This window comes from Congregibacter sp. (assembly GCF_047617445.1).
Taxonomy (GTDB): Bacteria; Pseudomonadota; Gammaproteobacteria; order Pseudomonadales; family Halieaceae; genus Congregibacter.
Genome location: NZ_JBLGBE010000003.1, coordinates 70913 through 95773 on the forward strand (window position 1 = coordinate 70913; position 24861 = coordinate 95773).

Annotated in this window: 24 protein-coding genes; 13 read left to right on the plus strand and 11 right to left on the minus strand. The window is 55.6% G+C overall.

The window, feature by feature from the left end; all coding sequences use genetic code 11:
- Positions 1 to 137: 137 nt before the first annotated feature.
- Together dinG and ACI9KD_RS01950 are read right to left on the minus strand one after the other, a co-directional pair.
- Positions 138 to 2261, minus strand: a complete 2124-nt coding sequence (gene dinG / locus ACI9KD_RS01945; RefSeq protein WP_414979456.1) for an ATP-dependent DNA helicase DinG — start codon at positions 2259 to 2261, stop codon at positions 138 to 140.
- Positions 2258 to 3403 carry a 1-acyl-sn-glycerol-3-phosphate acyltransferase gene (locus ACI9KD_RS01950; RefSeq protein WP_414979457.1) on the minus strand — a complete coding sequence of 382 codons (1146 nt, stop codon included), beginning with the start codon at positions 3401 to 3403 and terminating at the stop codon, positions 2258 to 2260. Before ACI9KD_RS01950 ends, dinG begins: the two co-directional genes overlap by 4 nt.
- A gap of 133 nt (positions 3404 to 3536) precedes the next feature.
- Between ACI9KD_RS01950 and ACI9KD_RS01955 the strand changes: the two genes are divergently transcribed.
- Positions 3537 to 3761 carry a hypothetical protein gene (locus ACI9KD_RS01955; protein WP_414979458.1) on the plus strand — a complete coding sequence of 75 codons (225 nt, stop codon included), beginning with the start codon at positions 3537 to 3539 and terminating at the stop codon, positions 3759 to 3761.
- A 6-nt stretch (positions 3762 to 3767) separates the two neighbouring features.
- Here the strand turns inward: ACI9KD_RS01955 and ACI9KD_RS01960 are convergent, their stop codons facing one another.
- Complete coding sequence (locus ACI9KD_RS01960; protein ID WP_414979459.1) at positions 3768 to 4571, minus strand: tyrosine-protein phosphatase; 804 nt, start codon at positions 4569 to 4571, stop codon at positions 3768 to 3770.
- 153 nt (positions 4572 to 4724) lie between these two features.
- On the opposite strand from ACI9KD_RS01960, the gene rpsT reads away from it, so the two are divergent.
- On the plus strand, positions 4725 to 4991 hold the full coding sequence (gene rpsT, locus ACI9KD_RS01965) for a 30S ribosomal protein S20 (protein WP_414979460.1): 267 nt from the start codon (positions 4725 to 4727) through the stop codon (positions 4989 to 4991).
- Between the two features lie 226 nt (positions 4992 to 5217).
- Here rpsT and ACI9KD_RS01970 read toward each other — a convergent pair whose 3' ends face one another.
- Positions 5218 to 6402: a ferritin-like domain-containing protein gene (locus ACI9KD_RS01970; RefSeq protein WP_414979461.1), complete on the minus strand. Its 1185-nt coding sequence runs from the start codon at positions 6400 to 6402 to the stop codon at positions 5218 to 5220.
- Between the two features lie 112 nt (positions 6403 to 6514).
- On the opposite strand from ACI9KD_RS01970, the gene ACI9KD_RS01975 reads away from it, so the two are divergent.
- From ACI9KD_RS01975 to ACI9KD_RS01985, 3 genes are read left to right on the plus strand one after another with little or no spacing between them, the layout of a single operon-like run.
- A complete protein-coding gene (locus ACI9KD_RS01975) occupies positions 6515 to 7525 on the plus strand; it encodes an AraC family transcriptional regulator (RefSeq protein ID WP_414979462.1) in 1011 nt (336 codons plus the stop codon).
- Positions 7522 to 8589 carry a patatin-like phospholipase family protein gene (locus tag ACI9KD_RS01980; RefSeq protein ID WP_414979463.1) on the plus strand — a complete coding sequence of 356 codons (1068 nt, stop codon included), beginning with the start codon at positions 7522 to 7524 and terminating at the stop codon, positions 8587 to 8589. The genes ACI9KD_RS01975 and ACI9KD_RS01980 overlap by 4 nt, the downstream gene beginning before the upstream one ends.
- Positions 8590 to 8595: 6 nt before the next feature.
- Complete coding sequence (locus tag ACI9KD_RS01985; RefSeq protein WP_414979464.1) at positions 8596 to 10023, plus strand: MFS transporter; 1428 nt, start codon at positions 8596 to 8598, stop codon at positions 10021 to 10023.
- Between the two features lie 75 nt (positions 10024 to 10098).
- Here the strand turns inward: ACI9KD_RS01985 and ACI9KD_RS01990 are convergent, their stop codons facing one another.
- The 4 genes from ACI9KD_RS01990 to ACI9KD_RS02005 form a co-directional block, all read right to left on the minus strand.
- Complete coding sequence (locus ACI9KD_RS01990; protein ID WP_414979465.1) at positions 10099 to 12303, minus strand: molybdopterin-containing oxidoreductase family protein; 2205 nt, start codon at positions 12301 to 12303, stop codon at positions 10099 to 10101.
- 27 nt (positions 12304 to 12330) lie between these two features.
- Complete coding sequence (locus ACI9KD_RS01995) at positions 12331 to 12987, minus strand: TetR/AcrR family transcriptional regulator (protein ID WP_414979466.1); 657 nt, start codon at positions 12985 to 12987, stop codon at positions 12331 to 12333.
- 120 nt (positions 12988 to 13107) lie between these two features.
- A complete protein-coding gene (locus tag ACI9KD_RS02000; protein ID WP_414979467.1) occupies positions 13108 to 13383 on the minus strand; it encodes a polyhydroxyalkanoic acid system family protein in 276 nt (91 codons plus the stop codon).
- A gap of 36 nt (positions 13384 to 13419) precedes the next feature.
- Positions 13420 to 14295, minus strand: coding sequence for a DMT family transporter (locus ACI9KD_RS02005; protein WP_414979468.1), 876 nt, complete (start codon positions 14293 to 14295; stop codon positions 13420 to 13422).
- 78 nt (positions 14296 to 14373) lie between these two features.
- Here ACI9KD_RS02005 and hslO point away from each other — a divergent pair, with 78 nt between their 5' ends.
- The 5 genes from hslO (at position 14374) to ACI9KD_RS02030 (ending at position 19325) form a co-directional block, all read left to right on the plus strand.
- Positions 14374 to 15273, plus strand: a complete 900-nt coding sequence (gene hslO / locus ACI9KD_RS02010) for an Hsp33 family molecular chaperone HslO (RefSeq protein WP_414979469.1) — start codon at positions 14374 to 14376, stop codon at positions 15271 to 15273.
- A gap of 197 nt (positions 15274 to 15470) precedes the next feature.
- Complete coding sequence (locus tag ACI9KD_RS02015) at positions 15471 to 17033, plus strand: phosphoenolpyruvate carboxykinase (RefSeq protein ID WP_414979470.1); 1563 nt, start codon at positions 15471 to 15473, stop codon at positions 17031 to 17033.
- Positions 17034 to 17451: 418 nt separating this feature from the next.
- Positions 17452 to 17916 carry a hypothetical protein gene (locus ACI9KD_RS02020; RefSeq protein WP_414979471.1) on the plus strand — a complete coding sequence of 155 codons (465 nt, stop codon included), beginning with the start codon at positions 17452 to 17454 and terminating at the stop codon, positions 17914 to 17916.
- A gap of 215 nt (positions 17917 to 18131) precedes the next feature.
- Positions 18132 to 18644 carry a phasin family protein gene (locus tag ACI9KD_RS02025; RefSeq protein ID WP_414979472.1) on the plus strand — a complete coding sequence of 171 codons (513 nt, stop codon included), beginning with the start codon at positions 18132 to 18134 and terminating at the stop codon, positions 18642 to 18644.
- A 21-nt stretch (positions 18645 to 18665) separates the two neighbouring features.
- Positions 18666 to 19325 carry a TetR/AcrR family transcriptional regulator gene (locus tag ACI9KD_RS02030; RefSeq protein ID WP_414979473.1) on the plus strand — a complete coding sequence of 220 codons (660 nt, stop codon included), beginning with the start codon at positions 18666 to 18668 and terminating at the stop codon, positions 19323 to 19325.
- Here the strand turns inward: ACI9KD_RS02030 and ACI9KD_RS02035 are convergent.
- Positions 19322 to 19990 (minus strand): class I SAM-dependent methyltransferase, encoded by a 669-nt coding sequence (locus ACI9KD_RS02035; RefSeq protein WP_414979474.1) that lies wholly within the window; start codon positions 19988 to 19990, stop codon positions 19322 to 19324. The two genes, ACI9KD_RS02030 and ACI9KD_RS02035, sit on opposite strands and share 4 nt — an antisense overlap.
- A 96-nt stretch (positions 19991 to 20086) precedes the next feature.
- Here ACI9KD_RS02035 and ACI9KD_RS02040 point away from each other — a divergent pair, with 96 nt between their 5' ends.
- Together ACI9KD_RS02040 and ACI9KD_RS02045 are read left to right on the plus strand one after the other, a co-directional pair.
- Positions 20087 to 20566, plus strand: coding sequence for a peroxiredoxin (locus ACI9KD_RS02040; protein ID WP_414979475.1), 480 nt, complete (start codon positions 20087 to 20089; stop codon positions 20564 to 20566).
- Positions 20567 to 20572: 6 nt separating this feature from the next.
- A complete protein-coding gene (locus ACI9KD_RS02045; RefSeq protein ID WP_414979476.1) occupies positions 20573 to 21667 on the plus strand; it encodes a DUF2855 family protein in 1095 nt (364 codons plus the stop codon).
- On the opposite strand, the gene ACI9KD_RS02050 is transcribed toward ACI9KD_RS02045, so the two are convergent.
- On the minus strand, positions 21640 to 22281 hold the full coding sequence (locus ACI9KD_RS02050) for a paraquat-inducible protein A (RefSeq protein WP_414979477.1): 642 nt from the start codon (positions 22279 to 22281) through the stop codon (positions 21640 to 21642). The two genes, ACI9KD_RS02045 and ACI9KD_RS02050, sit on opposite strands and share 28 nt — an antisense overlap.
- A gap of 2 nt (positions 22282 to 22283) precedes the next feature.
- Complete coding sequence (locus ACI9KD_RS02055) at positions 22284 to 23657, minus strand: SLC13 family permease (protein WP_414979478.1); 1374 nt, start codon at positions 23655 to 23657, stop codon at positions 22284 to 22286.
- A gap of 169 nt (positions 23658 to 23826) precedes the next feature.
- Here ACI9KD_RS02055 and moaA point away from each other — a divergent pair, with 169 nt between their 5' ends.
- A complete protein-coding gene (gene moaA / locus ACI9KD_RS02060; RefSeq protein ID WP_414979479.1) occupies positions 23827 to 24837 on the plus strand; it encodes a GTP 3',8-cyclase MoaA in 1011 nt (336 codons plus the stop codon).
- Positions 24838 to 24861: the final 24 nt, after the last annotated feature.

The window sequence follows — 24861 nt, forward strand, 5'->3', positions numbered from 1 at the left end:
GGCGGCGCGCGAGCCCGCCGGTTTTTTTTGCCTGTGTTTTAGTCTTAGACTCATAGCCCTGTATTCCGCCGTTGCCGGGATAGGTCGCGCGACGCGGAGTGAGGAACGCCCGGGCACCAACCCGCCCGAAACTAGACCTAATCAAGTCTGCGAGTAAACGGCGGCAGCGAACTCAGAATGGCCCGTCCATAGCGACGGGTGAGTACGCGGCGATCCATGAGCGTAACCCGGCCGGTATCACTTTCGGTGCGCAGCAGACGGCCACTGGCCTGCACCAGCTTAAGTGCGGCATCGGGCACACTGATCTCCATAAACGCATTGCGTCCCTGGGCTTCTAACCACTCGGCAAGCGCGGCGTCTACGGGGTTGTCCGGCACTGCAAAGGGCAGTTTTGCGATCACTACGTGCTGACAGTAATTGCCGGGTAAGTCCACGCCCTCAGCAAAGCTGGCCAAGCCAAAGATTACAGCGCCCTCTCCGGCATCAATCGTTTCCCGGTGACGGCGAAGAATCTCCTGTTTACTAAAATCATCCTGACGAAGAATCCGATCACGCCACTCTCGCGGCAATCCATCGTAGACATCGTTCATTTGCCGACGGGATGAGAACAACACCAGGCTACCCTCCTTTGCATCCAGCAACGTCGGCAACTGCGCAATCAACTCTTCCGTGTGCTCGGGCGCGTTGCTTGGCTCGCTGCTCATCGCAGGGACATGCAGCGTCGCCTGGCTGTAATCAAAAGGACTAACCACGATTTTGTAGCGGCCATCCTCTGGCACTCCAGAGCGCGCTCTAAAACGATCAAAACTCCCCAACGCCGTCATCGTGGCGGAAGTCAGCACAACCCCTGCCGCTCGCTCCCACAACTGCTCCCGAAGAATATCCGCGGCGAGAATATGACTGCAGTGAAAGTCGATCGCCATTTCTTCATCGTCCGCGCGGCGGCGAAGCCAGCGTGCTCGAGGCGGTGACTCCTCGGCGGCGTCCGCTGCAAAGTCTTTCCATAGTGATAGCACGCCCTCTGCGCGCACGAGCATGCCCCCTACAGCCATTTGCCAGGCCTCAAGCTCATCCCTCTGCGATGCAAAGGCTTCGTCTTCCAGAGCGTCATCCAGACCTGCATCGAGGGTCATCAGCCGTCCGGTCAGTCGCGACCATTGGCTTGCGAGCGCTATAGCTGCCTGCTGAAGATCTACAGGGACCACGCCCCCTTCAAACCTGAGTTGCTCTTCAAAGTCTCCCGCCCCTGCCATAAGCACCGCAGCCTGCTCGCCGATCTGCTGCACACGCAACTGAAGATCGTCAAACAGGCCGGATATTGGCTCTAGAACCGCCGTGAGCCCCGGCAGAGCGGTTAACAGTGGCGCACCTTTAGTGAGGGCTTTACGGCTATCACCAAGCCAGGACAAAGTAGAGGGCAAGCGGCAAAAAGAGGCAAAGTGGTTGAGCGCCTTGTCGGGCAGATGATGCCCCTCATCAAAGATGTAAATGCTGTCTTCTGGAGCAGGCAGAATTGCGCCGCCACCCAATGCCAGATCCGACAAAACAAGATCGTGATTAGTCACCACCACGTCTGCTTCTTGCAAGCCGTCTCGGGCACGATAAAAGCTGCAGTTGCGAATGTTTGGACAGCGCCTGCCACTGCACTGCCCTTGATCGGCAGTCACCGGAAACCAGTCCGCGTCGTTAATGGGCGCTGACCAGTTATCCCGATCGCCATCCCAATCACCGCGACCGAGAGCATCCAGCATAAGTCCGTAGCTTTCCAGCGCGTCTCGAGCGATCACGGGAGCCACCTCATCGGGATAAAGACCCATGGTTTGACCTCCACCGGACTCACGAGCCATGAGTCGATCCAGCTGGCTAAGACAGAGGTACCGCCTTCGGCCTTTGGCCAAGACATAGCTAAAGTCGAGCCCACTACCGGCTTTGATATCGGGAAGGTCCTTGTGTACCAGTTGTTCCTGCAAAGCCACGGTTGCCGTCGCGATAACCAGCCGCTTATTCAATGCCCGCGCCATGATCAGCGCGGGGATCGCATAAGCGATGGTTTTACCCGTGCCCGTGCCTGCCTCGATTACAGCGATGGGGGATCCTACGGCGTCACCACTATCGATTGCAGGCGCGATCAGCGCCAAGGTATTAGCGACCTCCGCAATCATTTGGCGCTGCCCCCAGCGAGGAGTCAGTCCTCGAGCCTCCGTAATCGCGGTGTAGGCTTCTCGGATTGCATCTTTATCCGTCGGGGAAAGAACACTCACGAGGGGTTTTTAAGCTCCAAAACGCTGCGCAGGGCATTGGCGTAACTAGCCAGAGCGAAAGGCCGTTCTGATTCGGCAAGCGCATCAATACGACTGTTGAATTCCGCTTTCGAGCAACTCCCCTCAGCAACGTCAATGCCGCTCAAGTCAGCTTCTCCGCCTAAGCGCTTATAGGCCCAAACGTTCACCGGATGGAGGCGGTACGCGCTCACAATCTGCGTATCGATGGCCGCAGCAACCTCTGCAGGCGACCCAAGGCCACTTCCTAAAGGCGTCCCAAAATGCACATGTATGCGCCCTTTATCTCCGGAAATCCCCTGGCCAATCGAGGCGACGTCTTCCTGATCGGTTTTTTTATAGCTGCCGGTGCTCTCACGCTGACTCAATTCCAGTGCCTTCATGGCATCACAGGGGTCCAATTCGTAGCTGATAGCGACCGGGACTATCCGCAGAGACGCAATGTGGTCACCGAAACTCTCGCTCTGCTTGTCGCGACTCAGAGAAAGCATTTTTATGACTGCAGCTTCCGTGCGATCCCGGCCGTCCTTGGCACGGCCTTCGCGCTGGGCAATCCAGATAGGGGCCTTGTCGTCTTGCACGGAAAAGCGAATGTATTGCGCAAGGAGCTTGGAGTTGGCCAGCAACTCCCTTGGTCCACTCACCGAGCGCTTGACTACAAAACTCTTATTGAGTCGCATTAGATCGGCAACCCACTGCTCGCGAATGAGATTGTCGCCTATGGCAATTCGCAAGGTCTGATATCCCGCCCGGCGCAAGGCATAGCTAGTCAGCGCAGGATCCATGGCAATATCGCGATGATTACTGATAAAGAGATGTGCGCTTTTAGGATCGAGATGCTCTAGCCCGGAAACACTCAGCCCTGCGGAACTGTCTTCGATGAGACGCTCGACGTAGACCTTAACCCGCATCTGCAGGTCAGCGACGCCCTGCACCCCAGCGAATTGCCGACGAAGATAGATTCGCGCCAGAGGCCTCAAGAGCCCCGAAAAGGGGAGTATGGAGTCGCCAAATCGTAGCCGTAACATGGCGTTCAGGAAGTCCTTGGACCCTAACAAGCGGTTTATCGTTGGCCGCACCTCCCCATCGTTGTAGGGTCTTATTGCGGCGAAAGGGTCTGACACTTGGAGCTCCAAGAAAAACGCGACTCACCTTAACTAAAAAGCTTCTGGGCGTCATCCAGCGAATACGCGCAAACGCTGACGAACGCCGATGCTTCTGCTACTCTTGCGCGCGGTTTGTGAACGGAGAGACACCATGGAACCAACAAGCGCAACACTCATGACCTTCGGCCTTGCTACCTTGCTGATGAGCTGGATCTTACTGCTCATCGCAGCCTGGAAGGATGATTACGCCTGGGGCATATTCGCGGTGCTACTACCCCCTATCGCTTACGCCTACGGGTTATTCCGTCTGGAAAAAGCCGGACAAAGCCTTCTCGTGGCGGCTGCGGGCTTGTTCATGCTGTGGGCGGCCTTCTAAGCAGCGTCACTCCCGGAGCATAAAGCGGCGGCGCAACTCGCGCCGCTCCTGCTCTCCCAGCCCCAGACCGTCGCTCAGATACCTGCTCTTGTCACCGTATAGACGATCCATTGCGGCCAAAGCACTGTGCAGGTAATCCAGCTCCGTTTGCATCATTGGCAACAAGTCCGCATCGCTCAGATGATCTACCGGGTATTTTTTGCGCGCTCGAGGTAGTTGATCCTGAGGAAGGTAGTAGTTGCGGGACAATAGATAGTCCGCCTCAATATCCTCTGGGGACACGCCCAGCGCCATCTGCAAAACGGCAACGGCAAAACCCGTACGATCTTTACCTGCAGAGCAGTGAAACAGCACGCGCCGGGCATCACTGGCCAACAGCTGGGCAAAAATATCCTTGTAGGTCTCAGTCTGAGATTCCACAAACTCGCGGTTAATGTCACACATAAACTGGAACATTCCCTCTGCGCCGCTCAATGTCGTGGAATCTGAATAGATGGCGCTACGCTGGCTACCCGGAGTAATGTTAGCGCCAACCACGGTAACGCCCTGAGGCAACCACGAAGGCTCCATTTGCCGCTCATCCTCTCGGCGAAGATCAAAGATCAGGCGCAGCTCCAACGCCGCCACGCGCTCCCGATCGGCGTCCGAAAGGTTGGCCAGATGCCCCGAACGAAACACTCGCCCCCAAGCCATCACCCCCCCTTCACCTGCATAACCACCCGCATCCCGAAAGTTGGGCGACCCCGCAAGCCCCAGATGACGCCCCGCAGTTGCTTCTGACACGCCCTGTAATGCCGCTTTACCGTCCACGCTATACCCTCCTTTTTTCTGACCCGATGATTACAAAGCTCAATGCCGGCCGCAGGCTCCGCTTCATGGCTATTGACAGATGCCTGGGCAGTCGGCAGAATCCGTCCTCCAAAAATTTCTATTTACTTGATTCATTATTTAGAGGAGTCCTAAGTGGCTAACTCACCCCAAGCACGCAAGCGCGCACGTCAGTCTGAGAAGCGTCGATCACACAATGCCAGCCTCCGTTCGCTCGTTCGCACCAATATCAAGAACGTTCTGGCCGCCGTCAAAAGTGGCGATGTAGAGCAAGCTCAAGCAGCCTACACTAAGGCTGTGCCTGTTATTGACCGCATGGCGGACAAAGGCATCATCCACAAAAACAAGGCTGCACGACATAAGAGCCGTCTGAATGCGCAGGTCAAGGCGCTCGCTGCGTAACATCAGCAGCACCATAGCGCGAAAAAGCCGGCGTCAAAGCCGGCTTTTTTTTGCCTGATTTATGCCTAAGTTCCGGCGCGTACCGGTAAACAGCGGCCCTGGCACCACCAATACCAAAACCCGCTTTACCGACCGTTGGTATCACGACATAAGCGGCAGCCGTATCTAAAAAATAAAAAGCCGGCTTTCGCCGGCTTCAGAACAATCTTTAAGTTACGGCCAACGCTCAGGCAGTGGACGTCGAGTCCGCTTGGGCTTCATGCACCTTCTGGAACTCAGCCAGCATGCTCTGCTCATGCGACTGCGCCTCTTCGGTGTCCAGAGGACGCTCCAATGCACTCCAGTTGATATCGCCGTCAGTGGCTAGATTCTCAAACTCAAGAATCCCCAACTCCTCGAATTTAGGTCGAATTTTATCGGTGAGCAAACCAATGCGACTGAGGTTGGGGATCACTCGCTGAAAAAGGAGATTACGAAATGTAGACATAACAAAACCCGCCATTACCTTCTCGCGGGCCTCCTCTACATCCCAGCCAAAGTGACGGAACACATCCGTCGCCACAAGCCGCTCCCGGCTGATCACGCAGGCCTCATAGGCAAATTCAGCGCGCTCTTCAATCTCTTCCTGAGACAGGGTTTTCAGGAAGTCTTCGAGATAGTTCACCCCAAACGTGACGTGTCGCGCTTCGTCGCGAGTCACCAAATAGACCACATCCTTGAGCACCGGATCCGGCGTGGTCTCCCGGGTAGTATTGAACGCCGAGAGTGCCAGTCCTTCGATCACAATTTGCATGCCGATAAACTTAAGGTCCCAGCGTGGATCGGTCAGAATTTTGTCGATGATGCTCTTTAAGTGCGTATTGATCGGGTACATCAAGCCAATACGTTTCTGCAGATACTTGTTAAACACCTCAACGTGCCGCGCTTCATCAAAGGTCTGTGAGCCAGCATAGAGCTTGGCACTCAGCGTCGGAGCGCAGGAGCATAGCTGGGACGCCACGAGCAGCGCACCCTGCTCACCGTGCAAGAACTGCGACAGACTCCAAGCGTTCATGTGCAGCCAAAACTCGTCCTTGGTTTTTTCATCCATGGCGAGATAGGGCTCATAGTCGTGGAGATTCATGAGCTCCGGAGAGCGGACTTCTTCCGGCCAGGGACGATCCCAATCAATATCCATCTCGGGATCCCAGTTCAACTGCTTACCAAGGTCGTAGAGCTTCTTGATCCGGTCATCTTGTACCGTGTAATCCCAGTTATAGGACCCGGTCAGCGGGGTCTGAAAGATCTCAGCGATATGATCAACCTGCGCATCGGTTAACAAATCTTCCAGATCAGGATTCTCCCGCGGATAATCTGCACCTGCATACTGCTGAATTTTGCGCGGCGTCTGGTCTTCCCACTGTATCTTCATAGTATTAACTCTCTGACCGGATGTATTGAACGTTGATTAATATGGTTCACAACGAGTAAGTGAACAAGGTAGGTTCTTGTCAAAATAGGGTCATTTGTGGCCAAATAAAGGTATGCGCAGCAGCACACCCGCACCTTACGCACTCATCCTTATCGATCTCGCCGCAGAAGCAGGGGTCCCTCAGGAAGAGCTACTGCGTGGCTGCTCTTTGGGAGACGCGGGTATGCAGGCGATTGGAGCCCGGGTAAGAGACGACGATTTTCGGACTCTTGTCGATAACAGCTTGCGTCTTACCGGCGACCCAGCGCTGGGTCTGCGCCTCGGCCGACGACTTAATCTGAGCGCGCATGCCGTGCTAGGCCAGGCCTTTATGACCTGCCGAAATCTCGCCGAAGTGATTCTACTGTTTGAACGTTACTACCACTTACTGGCTCCAGATCTCGTCCTCGAGTTCCACTACGGAGGTGAGCGGCTAATCATTAGCTGCCCCAACACGGAGGCCTACCTTCCCCTGGCATTTGGACTGGAGTGCATCGCCGCAGCCATGCGTAACACCCTGAGCGGCTTATTAGGCGACAACCAATTCCCCCTGCGCTTCGAGTTCCCTTATCCGGAACCTGCATATCTATCGGTGTATCAGGAGATACTGGGCAATGATCTTCACTTTGACTGTGAGCAGGCGGCTTGGAGCTTCCCGGCAGAGTTACTCCGCGTCCCGCTGCCCAGCTCAAATCCCGCGCTGCGGCGACTGTATGAGGCCGAGTGCGCGAGACTCCTCGCAGACCTGAGTGACAGCGCCGATATTGGCGACCAAACTTTGAACCTGCTGAGAAAACTGGAAGGCCAGTACCCGAAAATGCCCCAGATGGCCGCCATGCTGAACATGAGTCCTCGCACCTATCGCCGGCGCCTGACCGATGAAGACATCGGCTTTCAGGAACTACTGGACCAAGTGCGTGCGGAGCACGCAACACGCTATCTTCGGGAGCGACGGCTGCCCATCGCGAGCATTGCCTATCAACTGGGATTTAACGACCCCTCCAACTTCCGCCGCGCCTACCGGCGCTGGACTGGCAGTACCCCCGGTGACGTGCGCAGCGCCGCTGCCGAGGAACCTTTATGAGCGCGCGTCCGCTCAGTATCTATCTAGGTCGCAATGCCGCTCGCCGTATTGCAGATAAGGGTTGGTCTGGGCGCGATATCTCACTGTTACTGGGCGCTTCTGGCGGCCCCAAGTGGCTCATCCTGGGACAGCTCGACAGACTGCTCTTTGGACGTTTTCTTATGCAGGACAGGACCGATGCCCTGCAGGCCGTGGGCTCTTCCATCGGCTCCTGGAGACACGCCTGTCTGGCGCAAGATGATCCGGCTGCCGCACTGGATCGATTCGAAGACATCTACGTGAACTGGAATTACAGCGAACAGCCCGATATCCATGAAATCAGCGCCGCCAGCATCACAATGCTGGGGCACATTTTTGGCCACAGCGGCGCCAACTCAGTCATTAATCACCCACTGCTGCATAGCTATGTGGTTACTGCCCGAGGCCGAGGCCTGAACTCCTCTTGCCACCGCGCAGGACTTGCCCTGGGAATGGGCTGTGCTGTCATAGCCAACAGCTTACATCGCGAATTGCTGGCGTCGCAGTTCCAAAGAGTCATGTTCACCAGCGAAGGTGCCCCGCCACTGCCTTTTAATGACTTCCAAAGTACCCAGGTAACGCTGCAACCTGACACGGTACCGCTAGCCCTACACGCCAGCGGCTCCATTCCCTTTTTGCTCGCCGGAGAGCGAGACATCCCTCAGGCACCCCTGGGGCACTACTGGGACGGCGGGATCATCGATTACCATTTTGATCTCACAGCCTTAAGCGAGCAGCCGCTGATTTTGTATCCACATTTTCGTGGTGACCTGACCACGGGATGGTTTGATAAGTTTTTGCCTTGGCGTCGCCAGCACTCGCCTACTGCAGACAACCTAATACTTATTTGTCCAAGCAATGACTTCATAGCCTCGCTACCCGATGGCAAAATTCCGGATCGCAGCGATTTTACGCGCATTCCGCCGCAAGAGCGGCTACATTATTGGCGTACCTGTATTGAACGCAGTCGCGAATTGGCGGATGACTTCCAGAGTCAGCTCGATAGTCCGGACCCACTGCGTGGCACACACCTCCTCGGACCCTAAAGAACCATGAAAGCACTGATGACACTGACGTCGCTACTCTTCTCGGTAGCGTTGTTGCTTGTGGGTCACGGTATGCAGCTCACCCTGCTGCCACTGCGCGCTGCAGCGATGGGCCACAGCGACCTGCAAATCGCCCTGGGAGGCTCTGCCTACTTTCTGGGCTTTATCGCCGGCTGTCTGCTGGTTCCGCGGCTGATCGCCAGAGCGGGGCATATTCGCAGCTTTGCGGTACTCTCCAGCGCCATGACGAGTGTCATCCTCGTCATTGGGCTGAGTGAGTCCTGGTGGATCTGGGCCGCGCTGCGCTTTGGCATCGGATTCTTAATCTGTGGTCTATACAGCATTATTGAGAGCTGGCTGAACGACCAGGCCACTGAGGACAACCGAGGACAGGTGCTCTCCGTCTATACGTTTTTGGTCTTGCTCTCGATGGCCGTGGGGCAGCAGCTCGTCAATGCCTCACCCGTAACAGGTTCGACGCCGTTTATGGTGCTCGCGGCGATTATCGCTCTGTCCACTATACCGGTGAGCATGACCCGCAATCTCGCTCCGGCTCCCCTCGAATCGACGCGTACGCGGATTCGCTTACTCTTGTCCCGATCGCCTCTGGCGGTCACGGGGGCGCTGCTCTCCGGCGCAGTCACCGGCGCGTTCTGGACTCTCGGCGCCGTCTTCGCGCGCCGCAGCATGGACAGCCTGGCAGACACGACACTTTTTATGTCGGCGGCCATCATTGGTGGCGCGCTGTTTCAGTACCCCTTCGGCTGGCTGTCCGATCGTGTTGGCCGGGAAAACATCATGTTGCTCCTGGTCAGCCTGTCGGCCATCAGCAGCGCCTGCGTGGCCATGGCACCATCATCCGAGCTCCTGTTTGCGGCCATTATTTTCTTCGGCGCGAGCACCATGCCCCTTTACTCTATGTCGCTGGCAACGGCTGCAGACAATTCACTACGCCACGAGTTTGTTGAGGTAGGTACGACGGTGCTACTGCTCAACGCTCTTGGCGCAGTCCTGGCGCCGGTAGCCCTTGGACAGCTCATGTCTATTGGAGAGCCATCATGGCTGTTTTGGGGATGTTCGGGGCTCTCCGTACTGGCGGCTGTCGTGGTCCTGAGCCAGCGCGGGCGCAAGATGATCGTTGATAACGTTGTGCCCTTCTCTGCGGCAGCGACGGACATGGCACCGACGAGCTTTGATCTGGATCCCCGGGCACCGGAAGATGCTCAGGGCGACCTTACGCCCACAGAAGAAGTTCCGTCGCTTCTAGACGACATCGACATTCAGGCCGAAGAAACGGCTGCCTCTGACCAAGACCTCAACCCGGGAGAGCTTAGATCTCAGGATGGTCCAGCTCCGGATCATGAGGAGCCTCTCCCATCAACTTCCTCAGGATCAACGCTGCCATCCGGTCAAAAAACCCCGGATCCTTCCTGAAGGTACGATTCGCTAATCGAGTTAACAGGCGCTGTCGGACATCGCCAAACCATTCTCTTAAGGTTGTCATAGGCATCATCCCGCCAACACCTGCTCTGACATGCCCGCCGGGGGCTCGGCCAGTTTTACGATGCGTCCGGGAAAGCCCTTGAAATGCGGTATTCCCTGCTCGTAGTCCAGAAATTCAGGATCATCGGGACACAGTACGGCATCACTGCTGATAAACGCACCGGCAAGCGTCGCCTTACCCCGCATTTCTGGATACCACCAGCCGTGGGGCACTCGGATATGGCCTTCTTTCATGGAATCCTTCACCAAAACCTTGGCAACGACCTCGCCAGTTGCTGTCTGTAGCTTTACCCAGTCATGATCGACGATTTGCTCCCGCAGGGCATCTGAAGGATGCATAAAGAGTTTTGGCGAAGGCATACGGTCCCGCAGTACTTTTACCTGCCGCTGCCCGGTCTGAAAAAACGCATCCTCACGAACGCCAGTAAACACGTTATAGGGGTACTCATCGCTCACCGCAGGCCCTTCTCGGTAATAGGGCAAAGGATCAAATCCCAGCTTCTCCAGTACGCTGGACTTCAGCTCAACTTTACCCGAGGGCGTTGCAAAACCGGTCTTGCGATACTTCCGGTACTCCGGAGGCTCTATGTACATGTAATTGGCATCGGCGAACTCTGCGAAAGTTTTTCCCGATGGTGAAAGACGGTAATCAAGAACGTCCTCGATACTGTTCCAGGGAAACAAATCGGCGAAGCCAAATCGATGCCCAAGATCCCGCCAGAACTGAAACGTGCTACTGGCCTCAGGAGGCGGTTCAACCGCTTTTTGGGACAAAGTCATCCCCAGCTTCCAGTTCCAGTAATCAGAGATGTGGTTACGCTCGCTAAACACATCCCCAGGCAACACGTAGTCAGCCAGCATAGCGGTGGGGGTCATAAAAATATCGTGGACAACAATGAGCTCCTGATTGAGCATGCCCTTAAGGATTTGATGCTGATTGGGATAGCTCATCAAGGCATTGTTGCCCAGTACAAAAAACGCCTTCACTGGATAGGGCTTTTCGGTAGCCATGGCCCGGAACGTAGCGCTGGGATTGGCCATGTAACAACCCATCACAATGTCCGCATAGCCGTAGCCGTAGACACGCTCGGTATGCTCCGAGAGCATCTCTTGAGCCCGATAGGTATAAGCCGGATGCAGATCAGAGCCCAGTTGCTTGGCCTTCTGTGACTGGCTAAGCATTTCGTGATTTCCCAGTTTGGACTCGGGAATATAATTGGGGTCAAAGCCGCTAAAAACCTCTCCTCCGGGAATATCAATATTACCCGTCAAGGCCCGCAAGATGCTCTGCAGTCTGATCGCCGAGGTCGAAGAGATTTGCATATCGGTAATGGGTGTCCAGGGAATACAGGCACTCTCTGCGGTGGCGTAGAGTCTTGCCGCCTCTGCGATCAAAGCAGCGTCAACGCCGGTAATCTGGGCCACTCGCTCCAGCGGGTACTCATTCGCGCGCTCACAGAGCTCATCAAACCCCAAGGTGTAATCAGCGACAAAGTCCTTGTCGTAAAGTTCTTCATTGATAATCACGTTTAACCAGCCCAAACACATCGCCGCATCAGTGCCCGAGCGCAGACTCAGGTGCAGGTCCGCTACCTCAGCCTGCTCCGACACTCTGGGATCCAGGACGATCACCTTGGCACCGTTATCCCGCGCCTGATTGATCATGTTAAAAACTGGGGTCCAGCTGTGCTTGCGGGGGTTATGACCAAACAACACGATGCATTTTGAATTAGCGATATCGGCAAAGGGAAACCAGCCATAAGTGAATTTATTGACCGCAGCCGTATTGCCGGCGCACAGCGACACGCCGCTAATGTAGTTGGGCGTGCCCAGTGCGTTCATGAATCGACGATCCATGCTGTGCGTGGTCTGCGTATTCCACCCGGATGTAGAGACCGCAAGAGACTCCGGACCAAACTGGTCGACGACCTTCTTGAGACGCTCGCTAATCTCATCCATCGCCTGCTCGTAGCTAATCTCCTCCCACTGGTCATCTCCGCGCTCACCCACGCGCTTAAGGGGCTTGGTAAGCCGATCAGCATGATTATGGATGTGTGCCGCGGCCGTGCCCTTGTAGCAAACGTTGCGCGCCAGAGCCGGATTGTCATGGGCAATCATGCGTTTCAACTTGCCGTCTTCTGTCTCTGCGCGCAGCTGACAGCCGATATCGCAAATGGTGCACACCGAGTAAATCTGCTGATTTTTTGCCATAGTGAACCGCCTGACCCTGAGGGCCTGTTATTGGATTGTGGTTTCTGCCCTGAGACGCTGCTGACTGCATGCGTGATCGTAGTCCCGCGCCATGCTCTGTAAAACGCTAAGCACGCGTTCTTCATGATCCACACCGTCCCCGCCACTAATGGCACGCCCCAGACCCAGACCAATGAGCGCCTCACAGATGGTGTGATAGAGCGCCTCTAACTCATCATTGATTCGCAGCCCCGAAACCCCCGCAAGCAGTGCAGTAGGGGAAAACAGCGCAGAGCTCTGCTCAATCGCCTTTGCTAGCCGCGCGCCGAATTCAGGGTCATTCCTTGACGCCAGCCAGAGCTCAATCACGGCTTTAAACGCCGGTTGTGACACTCGTTCGTAGGATTCAAGAACCACCCGTTCAAGAGGGCCAAGCTCAGCATCCAGCTTCACAACGAGCAAACGGGCATATAGCGTTTGCAGAGTTTCAACGAGAAGGTCAGCGAAATCAGGAAAATGATGATTCAGCGCGCCTCGGGTTAGCGCTGATCTGCGACAAACCTCAACGCCGGTAGTCTTCGCAAATCCCAGCTCGATCAAGGTATCGATCGTGCTATCGATAAGTCGCGCTCTGGTCGCGCTGCTTCTGGCATCGTTGAGATTATGATTTTGCACAGCATCGATTGACATTTTCGTATTATACATACATCCATGTATGCATGTTTTATACACGCATTCAATGGAACAACAATACCCTGGCGTCGACAGGGCTAGAAAAGAGAGGCAAAGAGTACTGCTCAGAAAAACCGGCTGACGAGTGAGCCGCTAAGAAACGTACTCATCGAGGAAGCGCTGCACTTCGCTGCGCAGTACGCCTTTGAAAGCTGACGCCATCAGCCCAAGCTCCACACTTACCAGCACATCAGCGTCACTCAGTGTAAGACGCCCATCGACGCCAGACCCCTTAATCCTTACGGAGTCACCCTCCCAGCGGGCGCGCAACCCGTGCGTGCCTTCAAGCTGTCGGGCCAAGCCCTCTGCAGCGTCACGGAGCTCAGCCTTGTCCATGCTGTGCGGCTTGCGAATCTGGAATCCTGCCACGCGGACCTACCTCGTTTGCGTTTGCCGCAGTATAGGTCAGCTACGCACGCCGCGCATGGCCAGCCAGTTGCCCACCAGCACCAACGATAAGCCCGCAGCAGACCAAAGCGTCCACACATAAGCCTCGAGGACGCTGGATACTAAAAGCGCCACGATAGGGAACAGGAGAGTTGTGTAGGCGGCCCGAGCGGGCCCTATACGTCCTATCAAAGAAATGTACGCCCAGAACGCGAGCACCGTGGCAAAAAACGCGAGATACGCTAGGGATAGCAAGTAATCGCGCTGCAGCGCTACGGTGATCGGAATACGCAGGAACAGCGCAGCAATATAGACCGTGCAAGCACCATAGAACATGCCCCAGGTATTGCAGGTCAACACAGGAAGTCCCTGCCGCAAGCTACCCGCCGCCAGCAGATTGCCCGCCGATGCGCACACAGTACCCATGAAACATAAAACCAGTGCCCGCATTCGCGGATCAGCCCAACTTAAGGTCTTCAGTTCAGGATAGAAAAGAGCCGCCATGCCCAGCAAACCCAGTAGTCCGCCGACAATCACCGGCGGGCGCAGAGGCATATTCAAAAACAGCGCGCCCCCAAGTGCGTTGAGCGCGACCATGGTGGAAAAAATCACCGCAATCAGTCCTGAGGACAAGTCCTTAGTCGCGGCGTAGATAAAGAGATAGTTACAGGAAAAAAGACACAGGGCCTGTAAAAAGACTCTCAAGTGATTGCGCAGAGTAAGGCGCACAAAACCCTGAGTTACAACCGTCAGTAAGGCACAAAACGCGGCCGCGAGAGCCATACGATGCGCGACGGACACGAGAGGATCCACCGGCCCCAGCTGGTACTTGATAGCAAACCAACTAGTGCCCCAGATCACTACCGTAACAGCGTATAAGAGTAGGGTTTGCATAAGGATTAGGCGTACAACAGCTCAGTAAAAGGCTGCAGCATGCTAGCACGGAGTTTCTGGTGCATTACACTAGACGCCATGACTACTCCTAGCGAAATTTTTGCCATCCGTCACGCCGACGGCAAACGTCGTTTCCTGTTTGAACAGATGGATTTGCGTGGCGAGATTGTGCATCTGGACCAGGTGATCACCGATGCCAGCGCAATTCACAGCTACTCCCCCGGCGTCAGCCGACTTATCGGGGAGTTCATGGTCGCTGCCGTTTTACTGGCGAGCACATTAAAGTTTCGAGGCAGTCTGACGGTGCAGGCCCGAAGTGACCACGAAGTGCCACTGATCATGGCCGAATGCAGTAGCGAACTTACGGTTCGAGCGATCGCCCGAGGCACAGAGGCCGCCACTTCTGATTCATTTGAGGCATTACTGGGTGGAGGACAACTGGTTCTCTGTGTAACACCCGAGCGCGGCAAGCGATATCAGGGCATCGTGCCACTGACGGGCGGGTCGCTGGCAAGCAGCCTCGACGGCTATTTCAGTCAGTCCGAGCAGTTGCAAACCCGCCTGCAGCTCAGCAGTGACGGTAAACGGGCTGCAGGGCTCTTGTTACAACAGCTTCCGCCTCAGCTCGAGACCAGTGCCCCCAACCGCGAGGAGCAGTGGGATCGCGTATGTATGCTCGCCGCGACCTTGAGCCCCGAGGAACTCATCGAGCTGGGCGATGCAACGCTACTTCACCGCCTGTATCACGAAGAAGTCATCCGCCTCTTTGACCTAGAGCCTGTGCGCTTTCGCTGCAGCTGCAGCCAGGACCGTACTCTCGCGGCGCTTGCAACGATCGGCGAACAGGAGATTCGCGACATCCTTGGCGAGCAGGGCGCGGTCACCATGGACTGTGAATTCTGCAACCAGCGCTATGTGTTTCGCGAAGGTGATCTGCGCGGACTCCTGGGCCCCGACGATGGCGCAGCCATTCACTGAGCAAAACTGCGAACTGAAACACTTTGATTTGGTTCACAATCACGATGCGATTCGCCATAATACGATCCCCAATCTGAGCGGCAACCAACCTAGCCTGCATGACAGTAGCCAGAGGGCCTATCACATTAGTGATGAGCACCCCGGTGACTTAGATCCGCAGAGCAACGCTCCGACATGCCAACACAGGACTTCACTGCATGAGCGCAAGCAACCCCACCCCGCGGGAATACATTGACCTGCAACCTGCCGACTTCATCGAAGAGGCATTGCGTCGCGGCGAAGGCACACTCACTGATACCGGGGCCCTTCTGGTCACCACGGGCAAGCGCACCGGCCGATCTCCTGGAGATCGCTTTGTTGTCCGCGAACCCAGCTGTGAAGACGCCGTCGACTGGGGCAGCGTCAACCGTCCCTTTGACGCAGACAAGTTTGATGCTCTTTGGGAACGGGTAGAAACCTATCTCAGCAAGCAGGATCGCTTTCTTTCACACCTGCATGTAGGCGCGCACAGCGATCACTATCTGCCACTACAAGTTACTACGCAGTGGGCGTGGCACGGTCTGTTCGGGCGCAACATGTTCATCAAGCCTGAGGAGTACAACCCCGGCCGGAAGCCCGAGTGGGCTGTCATGAACGTTCCAGAATTTGTGTGCGACCCTGAGCGCGACGGCACGGCCTCTGAAGCCACGGTTATCGTGAACTTTGCCCAGCGTCGCATCCTGATCGCTGGCATGCGTTACGGCGGTGAAATGAAGAAATCCGTATTCTCAGTGCAGAACTTTCTGCTGCCCGAGAAAGACGTCATGAGCATGCACTGCTCAGCGAACGTAGGCGAAGACGGCGACACCACATTGTTCTTTGGCCTCTCCGGCACAGGTAAAACCACACTCTCGGCAGATCCTGGCCGCTACCTCATTGGCGATGATGAGCATGGCTGGACCCGCGGAGCAGTCTTTAACCTCGAGGGTGGCTGCTACGCAAAGACTATTAATCTGAGCCAGAAAAACGAGCCCATCATCTGGGACGCCATCAAGTTCGGCGCCATCGTGGAGAACGTCGTCGTTGACGAGCATCGCCACGCTGACTATGACGACACCAGCCTGAGCGAGAATGGTCGCTGCTGCTACCCGCTGGTACATATACCCAAGCGGGTGATGGCCAACGCCGCGGGCGAACCCAAGTGTGTGATCTTTTTGACCTGTGATGTCTCCGGCGTGCTGCCTCCGGTTTCCATCCTGTCCAAAGAAGCTGCCGCTTTTCACTTTCTCAGTGGCTACACAGCTCGTGTAGGCTCTACAGAGGTGGGTGCCGAGGCGGGTATTCATCCGACGTTCTCAACCTGCTTTGGGGCTCCTTTTATGCCGCGGCCGGCCAGTGATTATGCCGAGTTGCTCATGAAGCGCGTCGATGAGTTTGAAAGCCAGGTGTACCTCGTCAACACGGGCTGGACCGGTGGCTCCGGCGCCGCAGGTGGCTCCGGCGCTCGGTTCCCCATTCCAGTCACCCGGGCTATAATAGCCGCGGCAGAGAGCGGTGCACTACTCAATGCCCCTCTAGGTCATCTGGATATACTCAACTTAGACTTCCCTGTAGAAATCCCCGGCGTGGACGTGCAGTTCGTCAATCCCCGAGATAACTGGGGTGATAGTGCGGCCTACGATGCCCAGGCCAACAAGCTGGCGAGATTGTTTCAGGACAATATTGTTAAGTTTGATGCAACCGCGGCTATCGTGGCAGCAGGACCTAAGCCACTGGATTAAAGCTCAGCCTGCAATTCAGTCGTAAACGGGCGCTTCGGCGCCCGTTTGCATATCCATGCTTGATTGCATTCCTTCCGGCTCCACTCCCAACAAGCAATTCTCGCAAATGTGCAAAAGTTCACAGTTCAGCTGTGCCGATTAGTATGTTTGTTCTAATTATTTCTCCTACAGTGCGTCTCACTGGAGATGTGAGTAGTCAGCGCCACGCCAGAGAGCAAGTCCAATAAGGCCGACACCGTCTAGCGCAGCAATGTCGCAGCGCTGGCCAACAAGGAGAGAGACTATGATTCCTGTAATTCTCCCTGCTTCTGCCCCCGGATGGCGATGCAGGCGTGACAAGAAGTAAATCGGAGCGCCAGCGCACCGAACACATCTACAAATTGATTACGGTATTTTTTAAACTTTAGGAGTAAACATTATGGCTGAAGCCAAGAAAGCAGCACCCAAGCCCAAGACCACTGCCACTGCCACTGCGAAGACCACTGCCAAGCGCAAGCCTGTTGCTCGTAAAGCAACCGCAGCTCGCAAAACCGCGGCCAAGAAGACTGTTAGCCTGCAGAGTCGCATGACCGAAGCAAGCCGCAGCGCCTTTCTTGCAAGCCTGGGTTTTTACGGCATGGCATTTGATCAGTTCCAAGGTCAGGTCAAGACTGTCGAGACTGAGCTCAGTGCACGTCGCAAGAAAGCTGACAAGCTCTACGCAGAGATGGTCAAGCGTGGCCAGAAAGTAGAGAAGCAAGCCAAGAATGCTATCGACGATATTGATCTGCCGAAGCTGGAAGTTGCTGCACTCGACCGTGCCAAGCTGGAAGCACAACTGCAAAAGGCTCGTGCACGTTTTGCTGAGCTTAAAGGTTCTGTAGGCTTCAAAGCTGCTGCTTAATCATCCTAACGGGTTCACTGTCCCCGACCTGGGGATTATTTTTGGGGGTCACGTTGTGACCCCCCTTTTTTTGCTTCAAATTTGTCTGCTAAACTGTGCCGGCAGCTCAGAATAATAGCCATCGTCCGCACCAAAAAGCCTATCGGTCGCCTCCAGCGCTCACGCTGATCGCGACCACTGTTGCGGCGAAGAGGCAATCACGCAGAGGAAGCACGATGGCAGACGATAAGAGCAAAGTTACCGACAAAGCCGGCGAAATAGCGAAAAACATATGGCTTGCAGGCGTCGGAGCTTACGGTCGCGCGGTCGATGAGGCCCAAGGGCGGTTAGAAAAAGCCGGCGTTGAACCCCCCAAGCTCTTTCGGGAGCTGGTCAAAGCAGGTGCAGCCCTAGAAGACGAAGCGCGAGACGCCATCGAGGCTGGCTCAGCGGCACGCAACTCCGTCGAAGAGCGTATTAATCGAGTGCGCGAGAACTTTAATTTGCAGCGCCCAGCACGGGGTGAAGACTTACTCGCACTCCACGAAAAAATTGATCGGCTGGCCAATCGTGTAGACGCACTTACCGATGCGTTGAGCTCAAACGGCAGCGTGAAGCCGTCGCGAAAAACTCCCGCACGCAAGAAAAAAGCCCCGGCCCGCGCCAAAAAGACCACTGTCAAATCAACTCCGGCGAAGAAACAGCCCCAAGCGGTTAAAAAGGTTCCCTCGCGACGAAAGAGCGGCTAAGCAAGACTCCATTGAACAACCGTGAAGACCCGCGACCGCATCCTCGATACAAGCCTTCGACTCTTTAACGACGAGGGCGAGGCCCACGCGACGACTATCGATATTGCGGCAGAGCTCGACATTAGCCCGGGCAACCTTTACTACCATTTCAAAGGCAAGGATCAGATTATTGCCGAGCTGTTCGAGCAGTTTCAGCTAGCGCTGGGACAAACGCTTAAAGCACCCCTAGAACAACCGCTTCACGAGCACAAAGGCCGCGTCGAGGATAACTGGTATTACTTGTATGTGGTGCTTGAAGAGCTCTACCAATACCGCTTTCTTTACCACAACCTCGATGACCTCATGCGTCGCTACCCAAAGCTTGTCCGCGGGTTTCGAAGAATTCTTGCGCAAAAGCGAGCAGCACTAAAAGCCATCATCAGCAGCCTGTTTGAACAATCAGAAGTGCCTTTGAGCACTCTACAAATGGACGCTCTGGTAGAGAACATGACATTGCAGCTGACCTATTGGCTGAACTATGACCGGCTTCTCCATGATCAGAGTGATGCCCAGCGCTGTATTCATCAGGGCGTTTTTCAGCTACTCACCATGATTGCGCCCTATCTCGGTAAAGAGCAGATCGATTTTTACCGGGAGTGCGAGCTCATTTTTGACGGCATGCTTAAGGCCGCAAAAGGCTAAACGGGTTTCCTGGACTCGGTCTTTGCAGGACCTTTTTTTAGAAGAATGACGTCAGCGCCCAGAAACTCCACCGTGGCATGGCGACAATCTGCCCACCAAATCCACGTCTCACGACTAAAAAAGCACACATGTGTGGGGTCCCGAATGTAGTGCCACTGCGCAAAAGCCTCCTTACTGAGCACCAATCTTGTCATCACCCCAAACCAGGCGTCGGGCTGCAAGCGATCCCAAAGCATTGCCAGCACATCCTTGGGCCGATGAAGGTGCTCCACCACCTCAGAAGCAGTAATGAAATCATAATTGACTTGCAGCGCCGCCGGCTCGTTAAAAAAGTAATAATCGTAAAGGGCCAGGGAATGCCCGGCCTCGGTGAGCATCGCCGCCAACGCAGGTCCGGGACCGCAACCAAAATCCAAGCCCACACTGCACGGTGCCAGCCGCTCGCACAACGGATCCGCAAGGCGCGACAAAAACCGCCTGTATCCGGGATCACTCACCTGATTTTCATGCTGCAGGTAATACGCCAACTCTGCGGCGCTTGAAACATGATCTTTCGGCGGCACAAACACCAGCTTGCACTGCTCGCAGCGCAAGTACTCCCGGTGGCGATCACGATGGAAAAACGCCGTGCTCTGCGTAGCACACAGCGGACAGCATTCAGTCATGATGATCTGCTACCATCTTCGCCCGTTTCGGTTTGTTTGTGTTGGCTAAGCAGACAGTATCGGGCCACACATCACGCACAGGCAAGGAGAGTACATATGAGCATTTCCGTTGGAGACAAAATCCCCGCAGGCAAACTACAGTTCATGGGCGAAAACGGCCCTGCGCCGATCAGTACAGATGAGCTATTTGCCGGCAAAAAAGTCGTACTCTTCGCAGTACCCGGCGCCTTCACCCCCGGCTGCTCTATGACCCACCTGCCTGGATATGTCGTAAATGCTGACAAGATCCTCGCCGCCGGTGTAGACACGATCGCCTGTCTATCAGTCAACGATGCTTTTGTCATGGACGCCTGGGGCAAGGCTCAGAATGCGGAGCAAATCATGATGCTCGCCGATGGTAACGGCGATTTCACCAAGGCCCTGGACCTTGAACTCGACGGCCGTGGCTTTGGTATGGGTCTACGAAGCCAGCGTTACGCAATGATTGTGGAAGACGGGACTGTGTCCGTCATTAATGTCGAGCCTGGTGCCGGTGTTGATGTTAGTGCAGCTGAAACCATCATGGCGGCCCTTTAAGTCACGATGAGCACTCAACTAACACTGGAAACGAATCGCAAAGCATTTGATGAATTGCGAGTTGTCCAAGACACGCTGCCCGAGACACTGGAAGACGGGCAGGTGCTGCTAGAGGTCGACCGCTTTGCACTCACGGCCAACAATATCAGCTACTGTCACGTGGGCGATCTACTGGGCTACTGGCGCTTCTTTCCCACCGGGGATGAAGCCTGGGGGCGAGTACCGTCCATGGGATACGCCACGGTGCTAAAGAGCGCGCATTCCGAGATTGACGCTGGAGAGCGGGTCTGGGGGTTTTTCCCTATGTCGACACATCTACTGATCAACGCCGGTAAAGCCAACAGCTACAACTTCTGCGACATATCGGAGCATCGGGACGGACTAGCTCCTATATATGCACAGTTCCAACGCGCGGCTGGCAACCCGATTTATGAGGCAGCGCGTGAAGAGCAGGACAGCCTGCTCCGAGGTCTGTATCTCACATCCTGGCTGTGTGAAGACGCGCTGTTCGACAACGATTTTTACGCGGCAAAGGATTGCCTGATCACCAGCGCCTCCAGTAAAACATCCATTGCGCTCGCGCATGCCGTACAAGCCCGAGGCGCCTTGCGCAGCGTGGGACTCACATCAGCAGGCAACAAAGCCTTTTGTGAACAGCTCGGTTGCTACGATGCGGTATTTACCTATGACGACATCGAAAGCCTGCCAGCGCAGAACTCCACGGTGAGCGTCGATATGGCCGGCGACCGTGCGGTGAACATGGCCTTGCACAGTCACTACGGCGATGAGTTGCGCTATGCCTGCCTGGTTGGGGCAACGCATCAAGACGGACCTATGGGCGCCGGAGAGACTCTTCCAGGGCCTAAACCCGAACTCTTTTTTGCGCCCGCACAAGCAGCAAAACGCAGTAAGGAATGGGGCCCAAGCGAAATGGAAAAGCGGATTGCGAGCAGCTTCGTAAACTTTCGCCGCTTTGCAGACGACTGGTTAAAAATCAGGCACTTTGACGGAGAGTCCGCTGCACAAGAGGCGTTCTTGAAAGTGCTCCAGGGCGCAGCTTCACCGACCGAAGGCTACACCGTGTCACTGAGCGCAGGCTGATACGCCTGGCGGGCTGCACGCCAGTTAAGCAGCCCGCCAGCCGCTATAGCAAAAATACAGTAGCCCAGAAAAAACCAGAATCCCGGTTCCAACTGCGCGTCCATAATCAACAAATCCCCTACATGATTAGATGCCTGGCCAGCCATAAAGGCGATGAGCATCGCCATCACAAAGACGTCGGCCATAGACCACTTGCCTAGCGCGGCGTTGAGCTTCAGCAGTCGTCGTCCAAACGTTCCCGGCACCAGCAAGGCAACAGCTTGCAGTAGCAGCTTCAGTACGGGTATCACGATACTAAAGCTGACAATCATCACAGCAACCAGCATGTTTCCATTGTCAGCCAATTCTTTTGACATACCTACAATTGATCGCGTACTGCGATAAGCCTCAACACGACCCTCAATTTGATCGAGGCCCACCATGCGCGCCATCATATTGAGCATGTCCCGGGTCTGCGTACTACCGCTCTCACCGGCAATAAGGTCGATACCGAAATCCGCTAGCTCAGATTTCTCAAGCTCGCCGCTCAAAGTGAGCACCGGCTGGGTAATCCCTGGATAGAGTAAAGCCATGGAAATCACGATTAGCCCCAGGCCCAAAATTCTCACACCCATTGTCACAACACCATAACTCCGTAACACACCGCAGTTATTACCGCCGCGGCAATAAAATTCAACATCAAGCCTTCTCTCGCCATACGCGTGGTCGTGATCAAGCCAGACCCGAACACAACGCTATTAGGCGCCGTAGCCACGGGCAACATAAAGGCACAGCTGGCACTCATCGCAGCGGGCACCATGATGAGCTCCGGGGGGAGCGCAGCAGCCATCGCCGCGGCCGCGAGCACGGGCATCAACAATGTCGTGCTCGCAGTGTTGCTGGTCGCTTCAGTCATGAAGGTCACGACTAAACAGACAACCAAAATCAGCAGGATGATCGGCATCTCAGTCAGCGTTGCGAGCGCCTGGCCCAGTACATCACTCAAACCAGAAGCAACGAAGCCTTTGGCAAGACAGATGCCGCCGGCAAATAACAGAAGAACGCCCCAGGGAATACGACTCGCCTGATCCCAATCGAGAAGACGCCCACCGCGGCCATTAGGCACAACGCACATAAGCACCACCGCAAGCAGCGCTACCGACGCGTCGTTTGCCTGAGGCAGGTCCAACAGCGCTCGCCAACCACCAAAGGGCTCGCTGCGGGTTATCCACGCTAACGCGGTCAAGCCGAACACCGTGAGCACGCGACGCTCTTCCGAACGCCAGGGACCTACAACAGGTAAGTCCAGGCTCGCACTGCGCTCAATCCCCCGAGTGAGCGACCATGCCATGGCAGGCACCAATAGCACTACAACCGGCACGCCCCAGCTCATCCAGCGCGTAAATGACATCTCAATGCCGGTGTACTCTTCGTAAACTTGCATGAAAATCAGGTTCGGCGGTGTACCAATAGGAGTGCCGACTCCGCCGACACTGGCCGCATAGGCAAGACCCAAAAGAAGCGGCACCGCAAGACGCTCTCTGTCCTTAGACCCCTCAAGCATCGCAAGCGCTACGGGCAACAGCATCAAAGTGGTCGCCGTATTCGATATCCACATACTCAACACGGCCGCCGCCGCCATGAACCCCAGTACCAGGCGCTGAGGACTGCGAGCGCCAAAGAGATTAATCATGCCCAGCGCGATTCGGCGATGCGCGCCGCTACTTTCCATCGCCTGAGACAGAAGAAACCCACCCAGGAGCAGCAGAATCAGCGGCGAGCCATAAGCCTCACCCACCTCTGCTGGCGTGAGAACGCCCGCCAAAGGTAGTACCGCGAGCGGTATCAGTGAGGTCACCGGAATAGCAATTGGCTCAAAAATCCACCACACGATACAAATAACTGCCACACCCAATACCACCGCCACAGGCTGAGACTGGCCAGAAGCCATGGCCAGCATCGCTGCCGCCAGCGCCAAAATGGGGCCCGCATAAAGCGCAATCGCACGCATCAGCGGTCGACCAGCCTCGAGCAGCAAGCCCCAGAGCGGTCATGGGGGGCTATTAAGAAAGTAAGGGGGCAGAAGATCTTCATAGACGCGCATCGTGTCCTAGGCAATGCTGACTGTAAAGCGTGGTGCGTGCTTGGTCGAGAAGCCACAGAGAAGTACACTACGCTCTATGGATAAAAAAACTCCGCAAACACTGATCGATCGCTTCGGTCGGCGCGTCGACTACCTCCGCCTGTCAGTGACAGATCGCTGCGACTTTCGCTGCGTGTACTGCATGGCCGAAGAAATGAAATTCGTACCCAAGAGTGAAGTGTTGACTCTGGAGGAACTCGCCAAGGTCGCACAAGCCTTTGTGAACCTGGGCGTTCGAAAAATTCGTCTCACCGGTGGCGAGCCCCTGGTGCGTCACAACATCATGCAGCTGGTAGAACAACTAGGTGCCATGCCAGGTCTCGACGAACTGGTAATGACCACTAACGGGTCCCAGCTCCAACGCCTGGCACAGCCTCTTAGCGATGCGGGGGTAAAGCGCCTCAACATCAGCCTCGATAGTTTGCAGCCTCGACGTTTTCGACAAATCACCCGGGTCGGTCATCTGGAGCAGGTTGTCGCCGGCATCGACGCTGCCTGCCTTGCCGGCTTCGAACGCCTGCGGATCAATGCAGTCATCATGCGTGGTGACAACGATGATGAGGTTCTGGATTTAGTGAACTTCGCTAGAGAGCGGGATATCGATCTGGCCTTTATCGAAGAAATGCCTTTGGGACGCATCGAAGATCACGATCGGGCTCAAACACTGGCTAACAGTGACTGGCTACGCGCTCAGATCGAACAGCATCACAGCCTCGAACCGCTGGGGGAACCCGATGGAACAGACGGCCCGGCAAGAATGTATGCCCTGGACGGCAGCCGCAGTCGCATCGGTTTTATCTCGCCGCACAGCAACAATTTTTGTCATCTTTGTAATCGTGTCCGTGTCACGGTGGAGGGACAGCTTCTACTCTGCCTTGGAAACGAGCACTCGGTAGACCTTCGAGAACTGCTGCGAAGCCCAGATACAGGAATGGCTGAGTTGCAGGAGACTCTGCTCCGCGCCATGGATATCAAGCCTGAGCGCCACTATTTTGATAACAGCGCAGAGCCCCAAATTCTACGCTTCATGAATGCGACAGGTGGCTAAAAGCCCCAACTTAGGTGAGGGAGA

What these genes read in the sequence shown, in the direction of transcription:
- ACI9KD_RS01955 (WP_414979458.1), top strand. Translation starts at nt 3,537, where the DNA reads ATGGAACCAACAAGCGCAACACTCATGACCTTCGGCCTTGCTACCTTG.
- ACI9KD_RS01970 (WP_414979461.1), bottom strand. Translation starts at nt 6,402, where the DNA reads ATGAAGATACAGTGGGAAGACCAGACGCCGCGCAAAATTCAGCAGTAT.
- ACI9KD_RS01975 (WP_414979462.1), top strand. Translation starts at nt 6,515, where the DNA reads ATGCGCAGCAGCACACCCGCACCTTACGCACTCATCCTTATCGATCTC.
- ACI9KD_RS01980 (WP_414979463.1), top strand. Translation starts at nt 7,522, where the DNA reads ATGAGCGCGCGTCCGCTCAGTATCTATCTAGGTCGCAATGCCGCTCGC.
- ACI9KD_RS01985 (WP_414979464.1), top strand. Translation starts at nt 8,596, where the DNA reads ATGAAAGCACTGATGACACTGACGTCGCTACTCTTCTCGGTAGCGTTG.
- ACI9KD_RS01990 (WP_414979465.1), bottom strand. Translation starts at nt 12,303, where the DNA reads ATGGCAAAAAATCAGCAGATTTACTCGGTGTGCACCATTTGCGATATC.
- ACI9KD_RS01995 (WP_414979466.1), bottom strand. Translation starts at nt 12,987, where the DNA reads ATGTATAATACGAAAATGTCAATCGATGCTGTGCAAAATCATAATCTC.
- ACI9KD_RS02005 (WP_414979468.1), bottom strand. Translation starts at nt 14,295, where the DNA reads ATGCAAACCCTACTCTTATACGCTGTTACGGTAGTGATCTGGGGCACT.
- hslO (WP_414979469.1), top strand. Translation starts at nt 14,374, where the DNA reads ATGACTACTCCTAGCGAAATTTTTGCCATCCGTCACGCCGACGGCAAA.
- ACI9KD_RS02015 (WP_414979470.1), top strand. Translation starts at nt 15,471, where the DNA reads ATGAGCGCAAGCAACCCCACCCCGCGGGAATACATTGACCTGCAACCT.
- ACI9KD_RS02020 (WP_414979471.1), top strand. Translation starts at nt 17,452, where the DNA reads ATGGCTGAAGCCAAGAAAGCAGCACCCAAGCCCAAGACCACTGCCACT.
- ACI9KD_RS02025 (WP_414979472.1), top strand. Translation starts at nt 18,132, where the DNA reads ATGGCAGACGATAAGAGCAAAGTTACCGACAAAGCCGGCGAAATAGCG.
- ACI9KD_RS02035 (WP_414979474.1), bottom strand. Translation starts at nt 19,990, where the DNA reads ATGACTGAATGCTGTCCGCTGTGTGCTACGCAGAGCACGGCGTTTTTC.
- ACI9KD_RS02040 (WP_414979475.1), top strand. Translation starts at nt 20,087, where the DNA reads ATGAGCATTTCCGTTGGAGACAAAATCCCCGCAGGCAAACTACAGTTC.
- ACI9KD_RS02045 (WP_414979476.1), top strand. Translation starts at nt 20,573, where the DNA reads ATGAGCACTCAACTAACACTGGAAACGAATCGCAAAGCATTTGATGAA.
- ACI9KD_RS02050 (WP_414979477.1), bottom strand. Translation starts at nt 22,281, where the DNA reads ATGGGTGTGAGAATTTTGGGCCTGGGGCTAATCGTGATTTCCATGGCT.
- ACI9KD_RS02055 (WP_414979478.1), bottom strand. Translation starts at nt 23,657, where the DNA reads ATGCGTGCGATTGCGCTTTATGCGGGCCCCATTTTGGCGCTGGCGGCA.
- moaA (WP_414979479.1), top strand. Translation starts at nt 23,827, where the DNA reads ATGGATAAAAAAACTCCGCAAACACTGATCGATCGCTTCGGTCGGCGC.